The 19204-nt window shown below is 72.7% G+C and carries 12 protein-coding genes; 10 read left to right on the forward strand and 2 right to left on the reverse strand.

Annotation, left to right across the window (positions count from 1 at the left end):
- The first annotated feature begins 24 nt into the window (after positions 1–24).
- Entirely contained in the window at positions 25–3171 is a 3147-nt protein-coding gene (locus ACQPZ4_RS32930) for an AfsR/SARP family transcriptional regulator (protein WP_433044240.1), read from the forward strand.
- On the opposite strand, the gene ACQPZ4_RS32935 is transcribed toward ACQPZ4_RS32930, so the two are convergent.
- Together ACQPZ4_RS32935 and ACQPZ4_RS32940 are read right to left on the reverse strand one after the other, a co-directional pair.
- A complete protein-coding gene (locus ACQPZ4_RS32935) occupies positions 3153–3962 on the reverse strand; it encodes an ABC transporter permease (protein WP_433044243.1) in 810 nt (269 codons plus the stop codon). The genes ACQPZ4_RS32930 and ACQPZ4_RS32935 overlap by 19 nt on opposite strands.
- Positions 3959–4912 (reverse strand): ATP-binding cassette domain-containing protein, encoded by a 954-nt coding sequence (locus tag ACQPZ4_RS32940; RefSeq protein ID WP_433044246.1) that lies wholly within the window; start codon positions 4910–4912, stop codon positions 3959–3961. The genes ACQPZ4_RS32935 and ACQPZ4_RS32940 overlap by 4 nt, the downstream gene beginning before the upstream one ends.
- Before the next feature lie 99 nt (positions 4913–5011).
- On the opposite strand from ACQPZ4_RS32940, the gene ACQPZ4_RS32945 reads away from it, so the two are divergent.
- The 9 genes from ACQPZ4_RS32945 (at position 5012) to pgi (ending at position 18942) form a co-directional block, all read left to right on the forward strand.
- On the forward strand, positions 5012–6133 hold the full coding sequence (locus tag ACQPZ4_RS32945; RefSeq protein WP_433044249.1) for a magnesium and cobalt transport protein CorA: 1122 nt from the start codon (positions 5012–5014) through the stop codon (positions 6131–6133).
- A gap of 18 nt (positions 6134–6151) precedes the next feature.
- Positions 6152–8134, forward strand: coding sequence for an amino acid transporter (locus ACQPZ4_RS32950; RefSeq protein WP_433044252.1), 1983 nt, complete (start codon positions 6152–6154; stop codon positions 8132–8134).
- 6 nt (positions 8135–8140) lie between these two features.
- Positions 8141–9280 (forward strand): barstar family protein, encoded by a 1140-nt coding sequence (locus tag ACQPZ4_RS32955; protein ID WP_433044255.1) that lies wholly within the window; start codon positions 8141–8143, stop codon positions 9278–9280.
- Positions 9281–9319: 39 nt separating this feature from the next.
- A complete protein-coding gene (locus ACQPZ4_RS32960) occupies positions 9320–9946 on the forward strand; it encodes a hypothetical protein (RefSeq protein WP_433044258.1) in 627 nt (208 codons plus the stop codon).
- Between the two features lie 198 nt (positions 9947–10144).
- Positions 10145–10741, forward strand: coding sequence for a hypothetical protein (locus ACQPZ4_RS32965; protein WP_433044261.1), 597 nt, complete (start codon positions 10145–10147; stop codon positions 10739–10741).
- Between the two features lie 234 nt (positions 10742–10975).
- Complete coding sequence (locus ACQPZ4_RS32970) at positions 10976–13033, forward strand: DNA gyrase/topoisomerase IV subunit B (protein WP_433044264.1); 2058 nt, start codon at positions 10976–10978, stop codon at positions 13031–13033.
- Positions 13034–13057: 24 nt separating this feature from the next.
- Positions 13058–15547 carry a DNA gyrase/topoisomerase IV subunit A gene (locus ACQPZ4_RS32975; RefSeq protein ID WP_433044267.1) on the forward strand — a complete coding sequence of 830 codons (2490 nt, stop codon included), beginning with the start codon at positions 13058–13060 and terminating at the stop codon, positions 15545–15547.
- An 824-nt stretch (positions 15548–16371) separates the two neighbouring features.
- A complete protein-coding gene (locus ACQPZ4_RS32980; protein ID WP_433044270.1) occupies positions 16372–17289 on the forward strand; it encodes a sulfite exporter TauE/SafE family protein in 918 nt (305 codons plus the stop codon).
- 18 nt (positions 17290–17307) lie between these two features.
- Positions 17308–18942 (forward strand): glucose-6-phosphate isomerase, encoded by a 1635-nt coding sequence (gene pgi, locus ACQPZ4_RS32985; protein ID WP_433044273.1) that lies wholly within the window; start codon positions 17308–17310, stop codon positions 18940–18942.
- Positions 18943–19204: the final 262 nt, after the last annotated feature.

Below are 19204 nucleotides of genomic sequence, written 5' to 3' on the forward strand. Positions count from 1 at the left end.
CACGGCAGGTGGCATGCTTGCCCGGTGCGGATCACCACCCTGGGCGAGCTGGCCCTCGACGGCCGTCCGGTGCGCGGTGAGCGGCTCGCCGCCGTCGTCCGCGCGCTCGTCGACGCCCGCGGCCGCACCGTCACCCCGGCCGCGCTGGCCGAGGCGGTGTGGGGCGGCGCTCCCCCGGAGGACGCGGCCGGGGCCGTCCACGCGCTGATCGCACGCGCCCGCAAGCTCGGGCTGCCGGTGGCCGCGGTGCCGGGCGGCTACAAGGTGGCCGCCGAGGACGTGGAGCCGGATACGGTACTGGCCAGAGCCCGCCTCGAAGCCGCCCGCCGCACGAAGGACGCCGCGGCCGCCGCCGAGGCCCGCGAGCTGTTCCCCAAGTCCCCCGACCTCGGCGACGACGCCACCGCCACGCTGTTCGCCGACGTCACCGCCGCGCGGGCCGAGGCCGGCGCCGGCCTCGCGGACCTCGAGGCCGACCTGCGGGCGCTGGTCGAGCGCATCCCGCCGCACGAGCCGTCCGCGGCGCTGCTGATGCGGCTGCTCGCCGGGGCCGGGCGGCAGGCCGAGGCGCTCGCCGTGGCCGAGCGGCTGCGGGAGACGCTGGCCGAGCAGTACGGCACGGATCCCTCCCCGGTCGTCGCCGACGCGCACCTGGCCGTCCTGCGCGGCGAGCTGGCCCCGCCGCCGCAGCACCAGCAGCAGGCGGCGCCGCGGCGCAAGAAGCCGCTGCCGCCGGCGTGGCGGCGGGCCACCACCGCGATGGTCGGGCGGGACCGCGACCTGGCCACCATCCAGCGGGCGCTCGGCGAGGGGCCGCTCGTCACCGTGGTGGCCGTCGGCGGGGCCGGCAAGACCCGGATCGCGGCCGAGGTCGCCCGGCGGGCCGCGGACGCCGGCGGGCCGGTGCACGTCGTCGAGCTGGCCGGCGTGCGCGCCGACGCCGAGGTGCTCCCCGCGGTGCTGGCGGTGTCCGAGCCGCCGCTCGGGGCGCCCGAGATCCCGACGACGGCCGAGCGGCTGGCCGAGCTGTCCGGGCTCCTGGTCCTCGACAACTGCGAGCACGTGCTGGCCGGGGCCGCGCAGGCCGTCGCCGAACTGCTCGAGGCCGCGCCCGACGTCGCCGTGCTGGCCACCAGCCGCGCCCCGCTCGGCGTGTACGGCGAGCTCGTCCACCGCCTCCCCACGCTCGACGACGACGCCGCGGTCGCGCTGCTCACCGCCCGCGCCCAGGCGGGCGGGGCGGTGATGGCGGCGGGCACCGGCGGTACAACCGAGCTGTGCCGCCGTTTGGACAACCTGCCGCTCGCGCTGGAGCTGGCGGCGGCCCGGCTGCGGCACATGCCGATCGAGGACGTGCTGGCCGGGCTGGACGACCGGTTCGGGCTGCTCGACGACGCCCTGCGCGGCCTGCCCGACCGGCATGCGAGCCTGTGGGCGATGGTCGACTGGTCCCGCGAGCTGCTCGGCCCCCGGGAGCGCGAGCTGCTGGAACGCCTCGCGGTGATCCCGGCCCCGTTCACCCGCGACGTCGCCGCGGCAGTGTCCGGGCAGACGGAGAACGGCCGGAGCGCCGCCGCCGGGGTGTCCGGGCAGACCGAGACCGGTCTCGCGGTGCGGCTCGCCGCGCTGGTCGAGCAGTCGCTGCTGGTGCTGGAGGACGGCCACCGGTACCGGATGCTGGAGACGGTCCGCGAGTACGGCGAGGCGCGGCTGGCGGCGTCCGGCGGGCGGGATGCGGCGATGGACGGCCTCGTCGCCTGGGCCCGGGCCGAGGCGGTGCGCCTGCACGCCGAGTTCATCGGGCCCGGGCAGCTGGCCGCGTTCGCCCGCTGCGGCGCCGAGCAGGACAACCTGGTGGCGGCGCTGCGCCGGGCCATCGGGCGGGACGAGCCGGCGGCGGTCGACATCGCGGTGCCGCTGTTCCACCTGTGGACGGTGCGCGGCCTGCACGGCGAGGCGAACCCGTGGGCCACGGCGCTGCTGCACGTCGACGATCCGGTGGCCCGCGGGCAGTACCGGCTGGTGGAGACGGCCGACCCGGACCGGCTCACCTGGCTGTGCCTGCTGGGCGGGCTCAACGCGTTCGCGGTCGACGCGCACCGGGTGTTCGTGGTCGCGCGGCGGACGCTCGCCCGGATCACCGCGGCCGGGCTCTCCGGGCGGGTCTCACCGCGCGCGGCGGCGCTCGCGCAGATGCTGCCCGCGCTCGGCGACCAGCACATGGACGAGGCGCTCGTGGCGGCCGGGATGCTCATCGCCCAGCCGGACCCGTACGGGCAGGGCTTCGGGCTGTTCCTGCGCGGCGTGATCCGCGAGAACCGGGGCGAGATCCGCGGGCCGGAGGAGCGCACCGCCGACGCCGAGCGGGCCTACCGGGCCTTCGAGGCGGCCGGGGACCACTGGGGCATGGCGATGGCGGCCCAGATGATCGGCTCGCAGGGCGGCCCGGACAGCGCGGACTGGCTGCGGCGCGGGGCCGGGCACATGGAGCTGCTCGGTGCGGCCGACGACGCGGGCTCGATCCGGGTCCTGCTCGACGCCCAGCTGGCCCAGCAGGGCGACGACGCGGCGGCCGAGCGGCTGGCCGAGGTGGCCCGGATGCAGCCGCCGCTGCCGGCGGCCGGGATGCAGGTGATGGACCCCGCCCAGGCGAACCTCGGGCTGGCCCAGCACGCCTGGCTGCGCGGCCGGGCGCGGGACGCGGTCGCCTACGCCGAGCGCTCGGCCGCGATCGCCGAGGCCATCGACCTGCCGGTGCCGCAGGCCCGGGTGGCGTTCAGCGTCGCCGCGGCCGCGTTCACCCTGCGGGCCCACGGCCGGGACGGGGCCGAGCGGGCCGCGGGGCACCTCGACCGGGTTCGCGAGGACGCGCTGAGCACCCAGGACGTGCCGTCGATGGGCGTGTGGGCGCTGGGCGTGGCCGCGCTGGCGGCGCATCTGGGCGACGTGGACGGGGCGCGGGAGCTGTGGGCGCTGGGCGTGCGGTGCTCGGCCTACCCGGCGCAGTTGTTCGAGCTCGGCGGGGATGCGGTGCTGGACCGGGCACTGGACCGTACACCCGAAGCGCCCTTGGGACCGGAGCCCGGCGAATGGCGGACGCGGCCGATGACCGAGGTCAACGACCGCATCCGCGCACTGTCCGGCGGGCATCTTCAGACCTTGCGGCGGTAGGCCCGCAGCGCCAGCGGCATGAAGATCGCGACGAGCGCCGCCGACCAGCCCAGCGTCCACCACACGTGCACGCCATAGCCGGGGGTGCCCAGGAACAGCCCGCGCATCGCCTCGACCAGGTGGGTGAGCGGGTTGTTGCGCACGAAGCCCTGCATCCAGCTGGGCAGCGTCCCGGTGCCGACGAACACGTTGGAGGCGAAGGTCAGCGGCAGCACGATCAGGAAGCAGATGCCCTGCACGGCGCCGGAGGTGCGGGCCAGCATGCCGATGAGCACCGGCGCCCAGGACAGCGACAGGCCGAACACCACCGCGAGCAGCGCGCCGGCGACCGCGTGCAGCGGGTCGGAGCCGATCCGGAAGCCCAGGATGTAGGCGAACGCGAAGGTCGAGACGGTGACCAGGACGTAGCGGACCACGTCGCCGAGCACCGCGCCGATCAGGGGTGCGGCCCTGGGGATGGGCAGCGACCGGAACCGGTCGAAGATGCCCTTCTCGATGTCGGTGTTGAGGTTCACGCCGATCGAGATGGCGCCCATGGCGATCGTCTGGGCGAGGATGCCCGGCATCACGAACTGCAGGTAGTCGTGGGTGGAGCCGGAGATCGCGCCGCCGAAGATGTACACGAAGATGATCATGAACAGGGCGGGCTGGATGGTGACGTCGATCAGCTGCTCGGGCGTGCGCATGGTCTTGATCAGGCTGCGCTTGGTGAGTTCCAGGGAGTGCCGGATCAGCTTGAACGGCTTCGGGGCGGGGCGGACGGTGCTGAGCGTGCTGGTGAGCGTGGTCATGCCGGGACCTCCACGGGCTTGGACGTGAGCGAGAAGAAGACCTCGTCGAGCGAGGGCAGGTGCAGGGAGAGCTCGGTGACGGCGATGCCCTCGGCGGTGAGCTTGGCGACGGCCTCGGCCATCGCGGCGTCGCCGGAGACGGGCACGGCCAGGACGCCGGCGCGGATCTGGTCGGCCGCGGCGCCGGAGGAGACCATGGTGAGGATCTCGGCCGCGCGGGGCAGGTCGCGCTCGTCGGACGGGCGGACCTCCAGGGTCTGGCCGCCGACGATCCGCTTGAGCCGCTCCGGGGTGTCGTTGGCGATGACCCGGCCGTGGTCGATGACCGTGATCTCGTCGGCCAGGGCCTCGGCCTCCTCCAGGTACTGCGTGGTCAGCAGCACCGTGGACCCCTCGCGGACCAGCGTGCGGACCACGTCCCACATGCCCTCGCGCTTGGCCGGGTCGAGGCCGGTGGTCGGCTCGTCGAGGAAGATCACGTCGGGCCGGCCGACCAGGCTCGCGGCCAGGTCGAGGCGGCGGCGCATGCCCCCGGAGTAGGTCTTGGCCGGGCGGTCGGCCGCGTCGGTCAGGTCGAACCAGGCCAGCAGCTCGGCGGCGCGGGCCCGGGCGCCCTTGCGGCCCAGGTCGAGCAGGCTGCCGAAGAGCACCAGGTTCTGCCGGCCGGTGAGGTCCTCGTCGACCGAGGCGTACTGCCCGGTCAGCCCGATCGAGGCCCGCACCTTCTCGGCCTGGTGGACCACGTCGAACCCGGCGATGCGGGCGCTGCCGCCGTCGGGGCGGATCAGCGTGGACAGGATGCGCACGGCAGTGGTCTTGCCGGCGCCGTTGGGACCGAGCACGCCGTGCACGGTCCCGCGCGGAATGACCAGGTCGACGCCCTGCAGGGCCTTCGTCTGGCCGAAGTGCTTGACGAGGCCCGTCGCCTCGACCATCACATCGTTCGTCATGCCAGGAACTTTGCGCCGGTCCGCCGACACGCCCCCGACACGCGACCGATATCCCCCGACACCGGCCCGACGTGCATTGCGACGGTACCGTGACCGCTCATGAGCGACACCCAGGTCAGTCGGGGCCGCAGGGTCGGCCGGCGGGTCGGGCGGCTGCTGGGCCGTGTGCTGACCGGCATCCAGCCACCCGAGCGGCTGCCGGCCCTCCTGCCGCGCCCGGAGGAGGACGCGGCGATCATGGACTGCGCACTGTACGTGCGCGGCAGCCGCCAGCCGGGCCGCCCCGCCTTCGCCGACGCCTACGCGCTGGCCCGCCGCCGGCGCAACGGGTTCGTCTGGCTCGGCCTGTACGAGCCCAGCTGGTCGCAATTCACCGCGATCGCCGAGGCGGTCGGGGCCGACGAGGCCGTGGTCGACAAGACCCTGGACGTGGAGCGCCGCCCGGCCATCGAGCGGCGCGGCGACGTGACGGTGCTCACCCTGCGCACGGCCCGCTACGTCGAGCACGCCGAGCTGACGGCGACCTCCGAGGTGGTCGACACCGGCGCGGTCACCCTGCTCATCGGCTCGCACTTCGTGGTGTCGGTCCGCCACGGCGGGGCCGGCGCCCTGGCCGACGTCCGCGAGGGGCTGCAGCGCCGGCCGAGCCTGCTGGGCATGGGCCCGTGGTCGGTCGGCTTCGCGGTGATCGAGCGGATGGTCGAGGTCTACCACGACGTGGCGACCCGGGTGGAGCAGGACGTGGAGAAGCTGGAGGAGACCGCGTTCCTGCGCCAGGGCGGCTGCGACGTGCAGCAGATCTACCAGCTCAAGCGGGAGCTGGTGGAGTTCAAGCGGGCGGTGCTGCCGCTGCAGGCCCCGATGCGGCTCATGACGGAGATCACCTCCGAGCTTCCGCCGGGTCTGCGACAGCACTTCGGCGACGTCCTGGCCAGACTCAACCAGGTGGTGGACCGCGTCGGCACGTACAACGAGCTGCTCGACTCGATCCTGCAGGCCAGGCTGGCGCAGGTCGGCCTGGACCAGAACAATGACATGCGCAAGATTGCCGCCTGGGCCGGCCTGGCCGCGGTGCCGACGGCGATCGCCGGGGTCTACGGCATGAACTTCGAGCACATGCCGGGGCTGTCGTGGCGCTGGGGGTTCGGCGCGGTGGTGCTCGTCATGACCGCGGGAATGCTGGTGTTGTACCGCCTGTTCCGCAAGTCCAAATGGCTGTGACGGATTGACTGAGGGGTCATGACCACCGCACCCGAGTACGTCCTGCCGGCCCGGGTCGACAGCCCGGAACCGAAGGAGCGCCCCGGCGGCCCGATCGGGCGCTGGCTGCTGCAGCACCGGGTGGCCCCGGTCGGCCCGGAGAGCGACGAGAGCCACGCCAAGCCGCAGGCCTGGTGGAAGGTGATGTCGCTGACCGGCGTGGACTACTTCTCCACGCTGTCCTACCTGCCCGCCATCGCCGCCCTGGCCGCGGGCGCCCTGTCGCCGCTCGCGACCCTGCTCATCGTCGGGCTGACGCTGCTGGGGATGCTGCCGATGTACCGGCGGGTGGCCCGGGAAAGCCCGCACGGCCAGGGCTCCGTGGCGATGCTGGAGCACCTCCTGCCGTTCTGGCGGGGCAAGATCTTCGTGCTGGTCCTGCTCGGCTTCGTCGCCACCTCGTGGATCATCACGATCACCCTGTCGGCCGCCGACGCCTCGGTGCACGTCAGCGAGAACCCGATGTTCCCGGGCTTCCTGCACGGCCACGAGGTCGTCATGACCATCGTGCTGCTGCTGATCCTGGGCTTCGTGTTCCTGCTCGGCTTCAGTGAGGCGGTCGCCGTGGCGATCCCCCTCGTCGCGGTGTTCCTGCTGCTCAACGCCATCATCGTGGTCGTCGGGTTCGTGGACGTGTTCACCACCGCCGGGGCGCTGTCGGGCTGGACGCACGCGCTGACGAGCGAGCACGGCGGCGGGTTCGGGCTGCTGCTGCCGGCCCTGGTCGCGTTCCCGTCGCTGGTGCTGGGCCTGTCCGGCTTCGAGACCGGCGTCAGCATGATGCCCCTGGTCGCCGCGGACGGCAAGACGGCCGAGGAGCGCCGCGCCGCGCGCCTGGCCAACACGAAGAAGCTGCTCACGGTCGCGGCCGGGATCATGTCGGTGTACCTGATCGCGACCAGCTTCATCACCACCGTGCTCATCCCCGCGAAGGAGTTCGAGGAGGGCGGGGCGGCGTCCGGGCGGGCGCTGGCCTACCTGGCCCATGAGAAGCTCGGCGACGCGTTCGGCACCGTCTACGACATCAGCAGCGTGCTCATCCTGTGGTTCGCGGGCGCGTCGGCGATGGCCGGCCTGATCAACATCATCCCGCGCTACCTGCCCTCCTACGGCATGGCGCCGGAGTGGGGCCGCGCGGTGCGCCCGATCGTGCTGGTGTACACCGCGATCAGCATCATCATCACGATCGCCTTCGGGGCCGACGTCAACGCCCAGGCCGGCGCCTACGCCACGGGCATCCTGGCGATGATGGTCTCCGGGGCCGTGGCCGTGACGATCTCGGCGTTCCGGGCCGGCCAGCGGGTCGCGGGGACCGCGTTCACGGTGCTGACCCTGATCCTGTTGTACGCCCTGGGCGCCAACGTCATCGAGAAGCCCGACGGCATCCTCATCTCGGCCGTCTTCATCGCCGGGATCATCGTCGTGTCGCTGGTGTCGCGGGTCAGCCGCACCACCGAGCTGCGCACCGACGCGATCGAGTTCGACGACACCGCCCGCCGCTTCGTCACCGAGTCGATCGCGCACGACGGGGAGCTCAACATCGTGGCGAACCGGCGGGAGGCCGGGGACAGCGCGGAGTACCAGGGGAAGGAGTCGGAGCAGCGGGGCATCAACCCGGTGCCGGGCCGGGCCGACATCATCTTCATGGAGGTCGAGGTCGTCGACCCGTCACAGTTCTCCGGCACCCTGCGGGTGCGCGGGGTCGAGGTCGGCGAGTACCGGGTGCTGCGCACCGAGAGCCCGGCCGCTCCCAACGCGATCGCCGCCGTGCTGCTCGCCCTGCGGGACGCCACCGGGGTCCGCCCGCACGCATACTTCGAGTGGGCGGAGGGCAGCCCGCTCACCCATCTGTTCCGGTACCTCTTCCTGGGCCGCGGCGACACGGCGCCGGTCGTGCGGGAGATCATCCGCTCGTCCGAGCCGGATCCGGCCAAGCGCCCGGGCATCCACGTCGGGGGGTAGGCCGCCATGCCGGACCCGGGGGCGCGCTGGCAGTTGCTGACCTGGGACGAGGAGGAGTCCGCGCCGGCCGCGTGCCGGGCCGTCGACGGGCTCTTCGCGGGCGCGCCGCCGCCTCCGGCGATCGAGCGGTACACCCTGCTGGGCGTGGTCCCGGCCGGACCCCTGGCCGCCGTCACGCTCGGCACCTGGCTCGGCAACGTGCACGTCGAGGACGCCACCGAGGACCCGGCGACCGCGCCGCTGCTGGTCGACCTGACGGTGCTCGGGGTGCTGCCGTCGAACCTGGCGCCCGGCCTGCTCGACATCGACCTCGAGGGGCGGCTCCACCCGGCCGACCGCGCCATCGCCGACCGCCGCCCGGGCCCCGGCGGGTTCCGGCTCAGCGGCGGCCCCGGCGGCCTGGCCCGGCTCGGCCGCTGCATCGACGTCGGCGGGGTGTTCCGGGAACGCCCGGCGCCGCCCGCCCACGACGTGGTGCTGCGCGGCTGCCGGCCCGGCCCGGTGCTGGCCCTCGCGGCGCGGGCGCAGACCGAGGGGCGCTTCCGGGACACCGGATTCCAGGCCACCGTGTACTGCACGGGCCCGCTCGGCCTCGCCAGCACCCACACCGAGCTGGACGGCCGCGTGGCGCGCAGCGTCGTGTCGGGCGACGGCCTGGTCGACGTCACGCTGGTCGACGCGCTCACCGATCCCCTGCCGGCCGGGGCGGCGGCGATCTGGGCCCTGTGGCAGGCGGGCGGGCCCGGCGAGGCGAACCGGTGGTCCGGCTACGACCGGGAGCTGCGCGACGCCTGGTGCCAGGCCGCGCTCAGCCACCACCGGCAGAGCGGCCCGGACCGCCCGCCCGGCGCCACCGTGCACCTCGACGGGCGGCACGTCACCGACGCCGAGGGCTTCTACTGCGCGCTCGGCGAGGCGGTCAACGGCCCCGGCGGGTACTTCGGCGCCCACCTCGACGCGCTCGAGGACTGCCTGCGCGGCGGTTTCGGCCTGGCCGCGCCGTTCCGCCTGGTCTGGCACGCCGCGGGGGTCGCCCGGGAGCACCTGACCGGCGGCTACGACCGGATGCGGTGGGCGCCCGGCATCACCCTCGACACGCTCGTCGATGTGCTGGAAAACCATGACGTGGACGTCGAGCTGCGCTGATAGGTTGGACCCGACTTCGGGGGAGGCAACCGTATGCGCGTGTCCACGCAGGTCCGGCTGGTGCACTGGTCGATCATCGCCTCGGCGCTGCTCCTGGCGATCGCCGCCGCCCTGTCCTGGGCGGCCCTGGAGAACCTGGCCTCGCTGCACCTGAAGCTGGTCTCCGAGAACCAGGTCGAGCGGGCCCACATCGACATCCTCAACAGCTTCTACACCGCCGGCGCCTCCGCGGTCGTGCTCGCCGTCATCGCGGTCGCGCTGCGCCGGCCGTCGGCCCGGGCCCGGGTCGCCGTGTGGGTGGCGGCCCCGCTCATCGCCCTGACCACGCTGTGCTTCCTGGTCGGCGGGCCGGAGTACGCGGTCGCCCCGACCGGCGAGGAGCCGGCCGAGCTGCGGGCCGAGTACGCGCAGGTCGTCCCCGACTGGTACCTATGGCCGCACGGCGTCGCGGGCGTGCTCGCGGCCGCGCTGCTGATCTTCGCCGCGGTCTTCCTGACCCGCTCGGACCTGCGCGAGCAGTACGTGAACTTCGCCGGATCGACCACCGACGGCTACACCTCGTGGGTCGACCGGACCGGCGGCGCGGCGGCCGACGTCACCCGCGACGAGGCCCGCGGCGCCTCCGGTGAAGGCTCTCGCGATGACGGGGTTGAACGGCGGGGTTAAGGTGTCGCCGTGACGGAGCCCACTCCTCCCTCCGGGCCGACCTCGGGGCCGCGGCCGCCCGCGTGGAACCGGCCGCAGCCTCCCCCTCCCCCGCCGCCCCGCCCGGTTCCGCCGCCGAACGTGCCGATCTCCGGTGAGCTGCTGCCGCCCGGCGGTCCCCCCGGTGGCTTTCCGGGTCCGCCGCGCGGGGGTTATCAGGTGCCGCCCGGGCCGCAGGCGCCGATCGCCAAGCGGATCCCGGACAACCTGCCGTTCGTGGCCAGGCCCAGCGTGTTCAAGCGCGTCCTGGTGCTCGCCCCGATCGGGATCGTGACGCTGCTGATCTTCGCCTGCCCGCTCGGGCTGGCCCTGACCGCCGACAACGACCCCAACTCGACCAGCGGCGACATCGTGGCCCTGGTCGGGATCACCGGCTGCCTGGCCGCGGTGATCGCGGTCGCGTTCGGGCTGCAGATCTTCCTGATCGCCTCCGGCGGGCCGGTGCTCGCGCTGGCCCCCACCGGGCTGTGGATCAAGACCCGGCCGACCCGGGGGCAGGCGATCTGGCTGCCCTGGGAGGGCGTCGAGCAGATCTCGCGGCGGCGCTGGGGCCTGGAGAAGATGCTCGTGGTCAAGCCGCGCGACCCGCGGGTGGCCGGCAGCCTGGGCGCGTTCACGCAGGTCGACTCGGCGATGCTGAAGCTGTTCTACGGCTCCGGGTTCACCGCGACGCTGAACTTCGCGGACCGCTCCGAGGACGAGATCCTGGCGGCGGTGCGGCAGATCAGCAACGGGCGTACCCCCGTGAACATCTGACCCACATCTGACGCCTTCGTATGCGCGCCGTCCGTGCTCTCCGGGCGGCGCGCAGTATCATTCCTGGTCGCGCCCTGGTCACGCGCTTCTCGGTAGCGCCGCGTTTCGGTCGGCCTCGATCCGGAGAACCGGGGCGTCAGGGGCCACATGTCGCCAGGGTGCCGAAAAAGTGTCAGACCCTAGGTCTACGCTCGCGGGCAGCACAGGGGACCAGGACCATTGGAGAGAGCCGAGTTGACCGCACAACCCGAGTCCTTGTACGGGGCAGACAACCTTACGCTCCTCGAAGGCCTCGACGCCGTCCGCAAGCGCCCGGGCATGTACATCGGTTCGACCGACAGCCGCGGCGTCGCCCACCTGTTCAACGAGATCGTGGACAACTGCACCGACGAGGGCATCGCCGGGCACGCCACCCGCGTCGAGGTGACGCTGCACGCCGACGGCTCGGTGCAGGTCGACGACGACGGCCGCGGCATCCCGGTGGACGTGCACGCCAAGACCGGCATGTCCGGCGTCGAGCTGGTGCTGACCCGGCTGCACGCCGGCGGCAAGTTCGGCGGGTCGGGGTACAAGACCTCCGGCGGCCTGCACGGCGTCGGCGCCTCCGCCGTCAACGCGCTGTCGACCCGCTACGACGTGACCGTCCGCCGCGACGGCAAGGTCCACCACATGTCGTTCCAGCACGGCGTGCCGGGCGAGTTCGACGGGCCCAACCCCAACTCGAAGTTCCGCCGGGGCGGCGGGCTGGTGGTGCAGGGCCGGATGAAGCGCGGCTCAGGCACCGGCACCTCGACCCGCTACTGGCACGACCCGCGCTACTTCGAGACCGGCGCCGCGCTGGACCCCGAGGCGGTCCGGGCCAAGCTGCGCAACACCGCGTTCCTCGTGCCGGGCGTCACCTACGTGCTGCGCGACGCCACGCAGGGCTCGATCGAGACCGAGACGTACCACTACCCCAACGGCCTGGCCGACATGGTGGAGTTCCTCGCCCCCAGCGGCGACAAGCCGGTCTGCGGCACGCTGCTCATCAACGGCGAGGGCACCTACAAGGAGAACGCCGCCGACGAGAACGGCGTGATGAAGGCCAACGTCGAGCGGCGGGCCGAGGTCGAGATCGCGCTGCGCTGGGGCACCGGCTACGACCGGGTCGTGGAGTCGTTCAGCAACACCATCCGCAACATGCACGGCGGCACCCACCGGCGCGGCTTCGAGCGCGGCGCGCTGCGGGCGCTGACCGAGGCGATCCGCAACACCCGCGGCCTGCTGCGGCCCAAGGAGGACCTGCCGACCCTCGACGACGTGCTCGAGGGCATGACGGCCGTCATCCACGTGCGCATCCCCGAGCCGCAGTTCACCTCCCAGACCAAGGACGAGCTGTCCACCGCCCCGGTCACCCGGGTCGTGCAGCAGGTCGTCGAGGCGCACATCAAGGCCTGGATCGAGGCCCGCAAGACCAAGGTCGAGGCCCGCACCGTCCTGCAGAAGATCGTCGACGCGGCCCGGGTGCGGCTCACCCAGAAGCAGCAGAAGGACGCCGCCCGGCGCAAGACGGCCCTGGAGGGCGCGTCGATGCCGGCCAAGCTCGTCGACTGCCGCTCCACCGGGGTGCAGCGCAGCGAGCTGTTCATCGTCGAGGGCGACAGCGCGCTGGGCACCGCCCGGATGGCCCGCTCCTCGGAGTACCAGGCGCTGCTGCCGATCCGCGGCAAGATCCTCAACGTGCAGAAGGCCAACATCCAGCAGGTGCTCGACAACGCCGAGTGCTCGGCGATCGTGCAGGTGCTGGGGGCCGGGTCCGGGCGCACGTTCGACCTGGAGTCGATGCGCTACGGCCGCATCCTCATCATGGCCGACGCCGACGTCGACGGCTCGCACATCCGCACCCTGCTCATCACGCTGTTCGCGAAGTACATGCGGCCCGCCATCGCCGACGGCCGGCTCTACGCGGCCGTGCCCCCGCTGCACAAGATCGTCACGAAGGGGCGCAACCCGGAGACGATCTACACGTACACGCAGCAGGAGATGGAGGGCACCGTGGCCCGGCTGGAGAAGGCCGGCAAGCAGGTCGTCACCCCGATCCCCCGGTTCAAGGGCCTGGGCGAGATGGACGCCGACGAGCTGTGGGACACCACGATGAACCCGGCCACGCGGGCGGTGCGGCGCATCACCCTCGACGACGTCGACCGGGCCGAGGAGGTGCTCGAGCTGCTCATGGGCGAGCGGGTCGAGCCGCGCCGCAACTGGCTCATCGACGCCGCGCCCCGGGTCGACCAGCAGACGATCGACGCGTAAAGACGGAGAGGCCGACAGCACACGATGGCAGCACGCAGGAGCAAGGCCGCGGTCAAGGCCGACCTGTCCGCGTTCGACCAGGCCGGGGCGCGGGTCCTGAACAACCCGCTCACCACCGAGGTGGAGGACTCCTACCTGGAGTACGCCTACTCGGTCATCCACTCCCGGGCCCTGCCGGACGCACGGGACGGGCTCAAGCCGGTACACCGGCGGATTCTGTTCTCGATGAGCGAGCAGGGCCACCGCCCGGACCGCGGGCACGTGAAGTCCTCCCGCGTCGTCGGTGACGTGATGGGCAAGTACCACCCGCACGGCGACAGCGCGATCTACGACGCCATGGTGCGCATGGCCCAGGACTTCTCGCTCAACGTGCCGCTCATCGACGGCCACGGCAACTTCGGCTCCCCGGACGACGGGCCGGCGGCGTCGCGGTACACCGAGGCCCGCATGTCCCGCGAGGCGATGCTGCTCGTCGGCGAGCTCGACGAGGGCACGGTCGACTTCCGGCCCAACTACGACGGCTCCCTCGACGAGCCCTCGGTGCTGCCCGCCGCGTTCCCGAACCTGCTGGTCAACGGCTCGTCCGGGATCGCCGTCGGGATGGCGACGAACATGATCCCGCACAACCTGGCCGAGATCGTGGCCGCCACCCGCTGGCTGATCAACCACCCGAACGCGACCCTCGACAAGCTCATGGAGTTCGTCCCCGGGCCCGACCTGCCCACCGGCGGGCTGCTGCTCGGCCTGGACGAGGTCCGCAAGGCCTACGAGACCGGCCGCGGCGTGGTGCGCATGCGCGGCCGGGTCGAGATCGGCCTGCTCGAGGGCAGCCGCGGGCGGCAGGCGATCACGGTGACGGAGCTGCCGTACGGTATCGGCGCCGAAAAGGTCATCGAGAAGATCACCGACGAGGTCAACAAGACCAAGCGCCTGCAGGGCATCGCCGACGTCAAGGACCTCACCGACCGGGAGAACGGCACCCGCCTGGTCGTCGAGTGCAAGGTCGGCGTCAACCCGCAGGCCCTGCTGGCCGACCTCTACCGGCTCACCCCGCTGGAGCAGTCCTTCGGCGTCAACAACCTCGTCCTCGTCGACGGCCGGCCGCAGACGCTCGGGCTCAAGGCGCTGCTGGAGGTGTTCCTGGCCCACCGCTACGAGGTGGTGACCCGGCGCACCGAGTTCCGCCGCAAGAAGCGCCAGGACCGCCTGCACCTCGTTGACGGCCTGCTCATCGCGCTGCTGGACATCGACCAGGTCATCGCCCTGATCCGGGAGAGCGAGAACGCGGCCGCGGCCAAGGCCGGCCTGATGGAGCGGTTCGGGCTCACCGACATCCAGGCCACGTACATCCTCGACACCCCGCTGCGCCGGCTCACCCGCTACGACCGCATCGAGCTGGAGGCCGAGCAGCAGCGCCTCAACGAGGAGATCGCCGCGCTCAGCGAGATCCTCGACGACGAGAAGGTGCTCAAGAAGGTCGTCTCCGACGAGCTCGCCGCCGTCGTCAAGGACCACGGCGCCCCCCGGCGCACCACCCTCATCGACGGCGACCTCAAGGAGGTCCTCGCGGCCTCGGTGCCGGCCGGCCCGCTCGAGGTCACCGACGACCCGTGCCAGGTCCTGCTGTCGGCCACGGGCCTGGTCGCCCGGACCGCGGCCGAGTCGGAGGAGGCCCCGGAGGCCAAGACCAAGGCGGGCCGGGACAAGCACGACGCCGTACGCGCCGTCGTCCACACCACCGCCCGCGGCCAGATCCTCCTCGTCACCAGCCGCGGGCGCGCCTTCAAGGTCGACGTGCTGCCGCTGCCGACGCTGCCCGAGCAGTCCGGCACGGTCTCCCTGCGCGGCGGGATGTCGACCGCGGAGCTGGTGCCGCTGGAGAAGGGCGAGACCGTGGTGGGCCTGGCGCCGCTGGCCGACCGCGAGTCCGGCTCCCCGGGCCTGGCGCTGGGCACCCGCAACGGCCAGGTCAAGATCTGCGCCCCGGAGTGGCCGGTGCGCTCCGACGAGTTCGAGGTCATCGGGCTGCGCGAGGGCGACGAGGTGATCGGCGCCACCTGGCTCGCCGACGGGTCGGAGACCCTCGCGTTCGTGGCCTCGGACGCTTCACTGCTGCGGTTCCCGGCGTCGCTGGTGCGGCCGCAGGGGCTCAAGGGCGGCGGGATGGCGGGGATCAGCCTGGCCGCCGACGTGTCGGCCATCTTCTTCGGCGCCGTGGTGACGAAGGACGCCGAGCACGGGGAGCCGATGGTCGTCACGGCGACCATGGGCAACGCGAAGATGACGCCGTTCCGGCTGTTCCCCGCGAAGGGGCGGGCCACCGGCGGGGTGCGGGCGCAGCGCTTCCTCAAGGGGGAGACGCATCTGGTGCTGGCGTGGATCGGGCCTCGGCCGGTCGCCTCCAACACGAAGGGGGACCCGCGGGATCTGCCGGCGGCGGACTCGCGGCGGGACGGGTCGGGGGCGCAGTTGCGGGCTCCGGAGCTGATCGGGCATCTGGTGGAGCGGGGCTGAGTTCTTCGTTTCGCTTGTGCGGCGCGTCTCCGGGTTTCTGGGGGCGCGCCGTTCGCTGCTTGGTGCTGGGGCGATAAGTCGGGCGCTGGCGCGCCGCGACTTATCGGATTTTTCGCCTGACGGGGTTTATGTCGGGTTTGGTGGGATTCAAAGTGGGCCATGATCGGGGACTTTCCGCCTCCCGCCTTTACGGACTGTTGCTGGCCACTACCTGGGATCCGTGGCCGGCTCAGGCGCGTTCGCGCTGGTCGCTCCGCTCAGGCTGGGCGCCGCTCGGGGGCTGTCGAGACCGGCGCGTGTGGACGGCGGCGACTCCGGGCCGGGGGCGGACAGCGGTGACGCGGGCAGTTGCGGGCAGCGCGGCGAGGCGTGCGGGGCGGCGTGCGCACGGGGCAGCAGGGGGAACGCGGACCGACGCGAGACGGTGAGGTGAGGCAGCGCGGCGACGCATGCGGGCCGGCGCGCGCACGGGGCAGCAGGGGGAACGCGGACCGACGCGAGACGGTGAGGTGAGGCGGCGCGGCGGCGCGGCGGCGCGTGCGGGGCGGCGCGGGGCGGCGCGGGGCGGCGCGGGGCGGCGCGGGGCGGCGCGGGGCGGCGCGGGGCGGCGCGGGGCGGCGCGGGGCGGCGCGGGGCGGCGCGGGGCGGCGCGGGGCGGCGCGGGGCGGCGCGGGGCGGCGCGGGGCGGTGGGGCATTGACGGGGGCCGTTCGGGTGGCGGGACGAGAGGTGGGTCACGCTGGGTGGTCGCCCGCTCGGTGGACTTCTCACTATTGTCGACCTACTTAGTGGACAAAATCGAGATTCGGCGCCAGACTTCGTCGCATGGATCCGTTGCTTGCGTTGGCTGGGCTTGGGGTCGGGGTCATCGTCGGGCTGACGGGGATGGGCGGCGGGGCGCTCATGACGCCGATCCTGGTGCTCTTCTTCGGGGTGCCGCCGCTCGCCGCCGTGTCCAGCGACCTCGCCGCCTCGGCCGTCATGAAGCCGTTCGGAGGCTGGGTGCACGCTCGGCGCGGATCCGTGAACTGGGCGCTGGTGCGGTGGTTGTGCCTGGGCAGCGTGCCCAGTGCGTTCCTCGGGGTACTGCTCATGCGGGCCATCGGCGACGGCGACCGGGTGCAGGACGTGGTGCGGATCTCGCTCGGGGTGGCGCTGCTGCTGGCCGTCGTCGGGCTCGTGGTCAAGACGCTGCGCAAGGACCGGTCCGGGGACGGGCCCGCCGCGGCGATCACCGTGCGGCCGGTGCCCACCGTGCTGCTCGGCGCGGTCGGGGGGCTCGTCGTCGGGATGACGTCGGTCGGGTCGGGGTCGCTGATCATCGTGATCCTGCTGGCGTTGTATCCGGCCCTGCGGCCTCGGGATCTTGTGGGTACCGATCTGGTGCAGGCGATCCCGCTCGTCCTCGCCGCCGCGCTCGGGCATGCGTTCTTCGGGGACCTCAAGCTGGACCTGGCCGCCGCGGTGCTCATCGGGTCGGTGCCCGGCGTGCTGATCGGGGCGCGGCTGTCGTCGCGCGCGCCGGCGGGAGTGGTGCGGGCCGCGCTGATCATCGTGCTGCTGGCGAGTGCGTTGAAGCTGTTCGCGGTACCGACGGGGAGTGTTCTTCTGCTTGTCGGGCTGGCGACCGCTGGGGCCATTGCGGCGGGGGTGGCGCGGCGGGGTCGCTCACAAGATCCGGGCAGCCGCGACGAGACGACCGCGAAAGGGGCAGAATCAGCGAGTGGAGTGTCACCACGCTGACTCGCTAGGAGTTTCCTGATGCCTCGGCTCAACCACCTGCCCGAGTGGGCCGCGCTGGCCAAGCACCGCGCGGAGCTCGGAGAGGTCCACCTGCGCGACCTGTTCGCCGGCGATTCCGACCGGGGCAGCCGGTACTCGCTGCAGGCCGGAGACCTCTATCTCGACTACGGCAAGCATCTGGTCACCGACGAGACGCTGCGCCTGCTGCACGAGCTCGCGGCCGCCCGCGGGGTGTTCGCACTGCGCGACGCCATGTTCAGCGGCGAAAAGATCAACTTCACCGAACATCGCGCGGTACTGCACACCGCGCTGCGCGCCCCCCGCGACGCCGAGATCATCGTGGACGGCGAGAACGTGGTGCCGAAGGTGCACGCGGTGCTCGACCGGATGTCGGCGTTCGCGGACCGGATCCGGTCGGGTGCGTGGACGGGGTACACCGGCGAGCGCATCACGACCGTCGTCAACATCGGCATCGGCGGGTCGGATCTGGGGCCGGCGATGGCGTACGAGGCGCTGCGCGCGTACACCGATCGGGCGCTGAGCTTCAAGTTCGTCTCCAACGTCGACGGCGCCGACCTGCACGAGGCGGTCCGCGACGCCGACCCCGCGAAGACGCTGTTCATCGTGTCGTCCAAGACGTTCACGACGATCGAGACCATCACCAACGCGACCGCCGCGCGGCAGTGGCTGCTCGACGCGCTCGGCGACGACGCGGCGGTGGCCAAGCACTTCGTCGCCGTGTCGACCAACGCCACCGAGGTGGCCAAGTTCGGCATCGACACGACGAACATGTTCGAGTTCTGGGACTGGGTAGGCGGCCGGTACTCCTACGACTCCGCCATCGGCCTCTCGCTCATGATCGCGCTCGGCCCGGACGGGTTCCGCGCGATGCTCTCGGGCTTCCACCAGATGGACGAGCACTTCCGCACCGCGCCGCCGGAGGCCAACGCGCCGCTGCTCCTGGGCCTGCTGGGCATCTGGTACCGCGACTTCCACGACGCGCAGACGCATGCCGTGCTGCCGTACAGCCACTATCTGTCGCGGTTCACGGCGTACCTGCAGCAGCTGGACATGGAGTCCAACGGCAAGTCCGTCGACCACGAGGGGCACCCCGTCGAGTGGGCGACCGGCCCGATCGTGTGGGGGACGCCGGGCACGAACGGGCAGCACGCGTACTACCAGCTGATTCACCAGGGCACCGCGCTCATCCCGGCCGACCTGATCGGGTTCGCGCAGCCGGTCGCCGAGCTGGGCCCGCTGGGCGGCCAGCACGACCTGCTCATGGCGAACCTGTTCGCGCAGGGCCAGGCGCTGGCGTTCGGCAAGACGTCGGAGCAGGTCGCGGCCGAGGGGGTGGCGGAGGCCGAGGTGCCGCACCGCACGTTCCACGGCAACCGCCCGACGACGACGATCCTGGCCGACGAGCTGACGCCGCAGGTGCTGGGGCAGCTGATCGCGCTGTACGAGCACAAGGTCTTCGTCCAGGGCGCGATCTGGGACATCGACTCGTTCGACCAGTGGGGCGTGGAGCTGGGCAAGGTCCTCGCGAAGCGGATCGAGCCGGCGCTGACGTCGCAGAACGCGGACCTGTCGGCGCTGGACTCCTCGACGGCCGGGCTCGTGAGCCGGTACCGGGCGCTGCGCGGACGCTGACCGCACGTCGCCGGCGGCGCGCGACCGGGGGTCCGGTTGCGCGCCGCCGGGCTGCACAAGAGCCGCACAGCACTGCACATCGCCGCACCGCGCAAAGCCGCACCGCGCAAAAGTCGCACCGCGCAAAAGTCGCACCGCGCAAAAGTCGCACCGCGCAAAGCCGCACAGCGCAAAGCCGCACGGGGCAAAAGTCGCACGGCGCAAAAGTCGTATGGCGCAAAAGTCGCTACGGGGCAAAAATCGCACGGGGCAAAGTCGCACG

This window comes from Dactylosporangium sp. CS-033363, from assembly GCF_050942475.1.
GTDB lineage: Bacteria > Actinomycetota > Actinomycetes > Mycobacteriales > Micromonosporaceae > Dactylosporangium.

What these genes read in the sequence shown, in the direction of transcription:
- ACQPZ4_RS32935 (WP_433044243.1), bottom strand. Translation starts at nt 3,962, where the DNA reads ATGACCACGCTCACCAGCACGCTCAGCACCGTCCGCCCCGCCCCGAAG.
- ACQPZ4_RS32940 (WP_433044246.1), bottom strand. Translation starts at nt 4,912, where the DNA reads ATGACGAACGATGTGATGGTCGAGGCGACGGGCCTCGTCAAGCACTTC.
- ACQPZ4_RS32945 (WP_433044249.1), top strand. Translation starts at nt 5,012, where the DNA reads ATGAGCGACACCCAGGTCAGTCGGGGCCGCAGGGTCGGCCGGCGGGTC.
- ACQPZ4_RS32950 (WP_433044252.1), top strand. Translation starts at nt 6,152, where the DNA reads ATGACCACCGCACCCGAGTACGTCCTGCCGGCCCGGGTCGACAGCCCG.
- ACQPZ4_RS32955 (WP_433044255.1), top strand. Translation starts at nt 8,141, where the DNA reads ATGCCGGACCCGGGGGCGCGCTGGCAGTTGCTGACCTGGGACGAGGAG.
- ACQPZ4_RS32975 (WP_433044267.1), top strand. Translation starts at nt 13,058, where the DNA reads ATGGCAGCACGCAGGAGCAAGGCCGCGGTCAAGGCCGACCTGTCCGCG.
- ACQPZ4_RS32980 (WP_433044270.1), top strand. Translation starts at nt 16,372, where the DNA reads ATGGATCCGTTGCTTGCGTTGGCTGGGCTTGGGGTCGGGGTCATCGTC.
- pgi (WP_433044273.1), top strand. Translation starts at nt 17,308, where the DNA reads ATGCCTCGGCTCAACCACCTGCCCGAGTGGGCCGCGCTGGCCAAGCAC.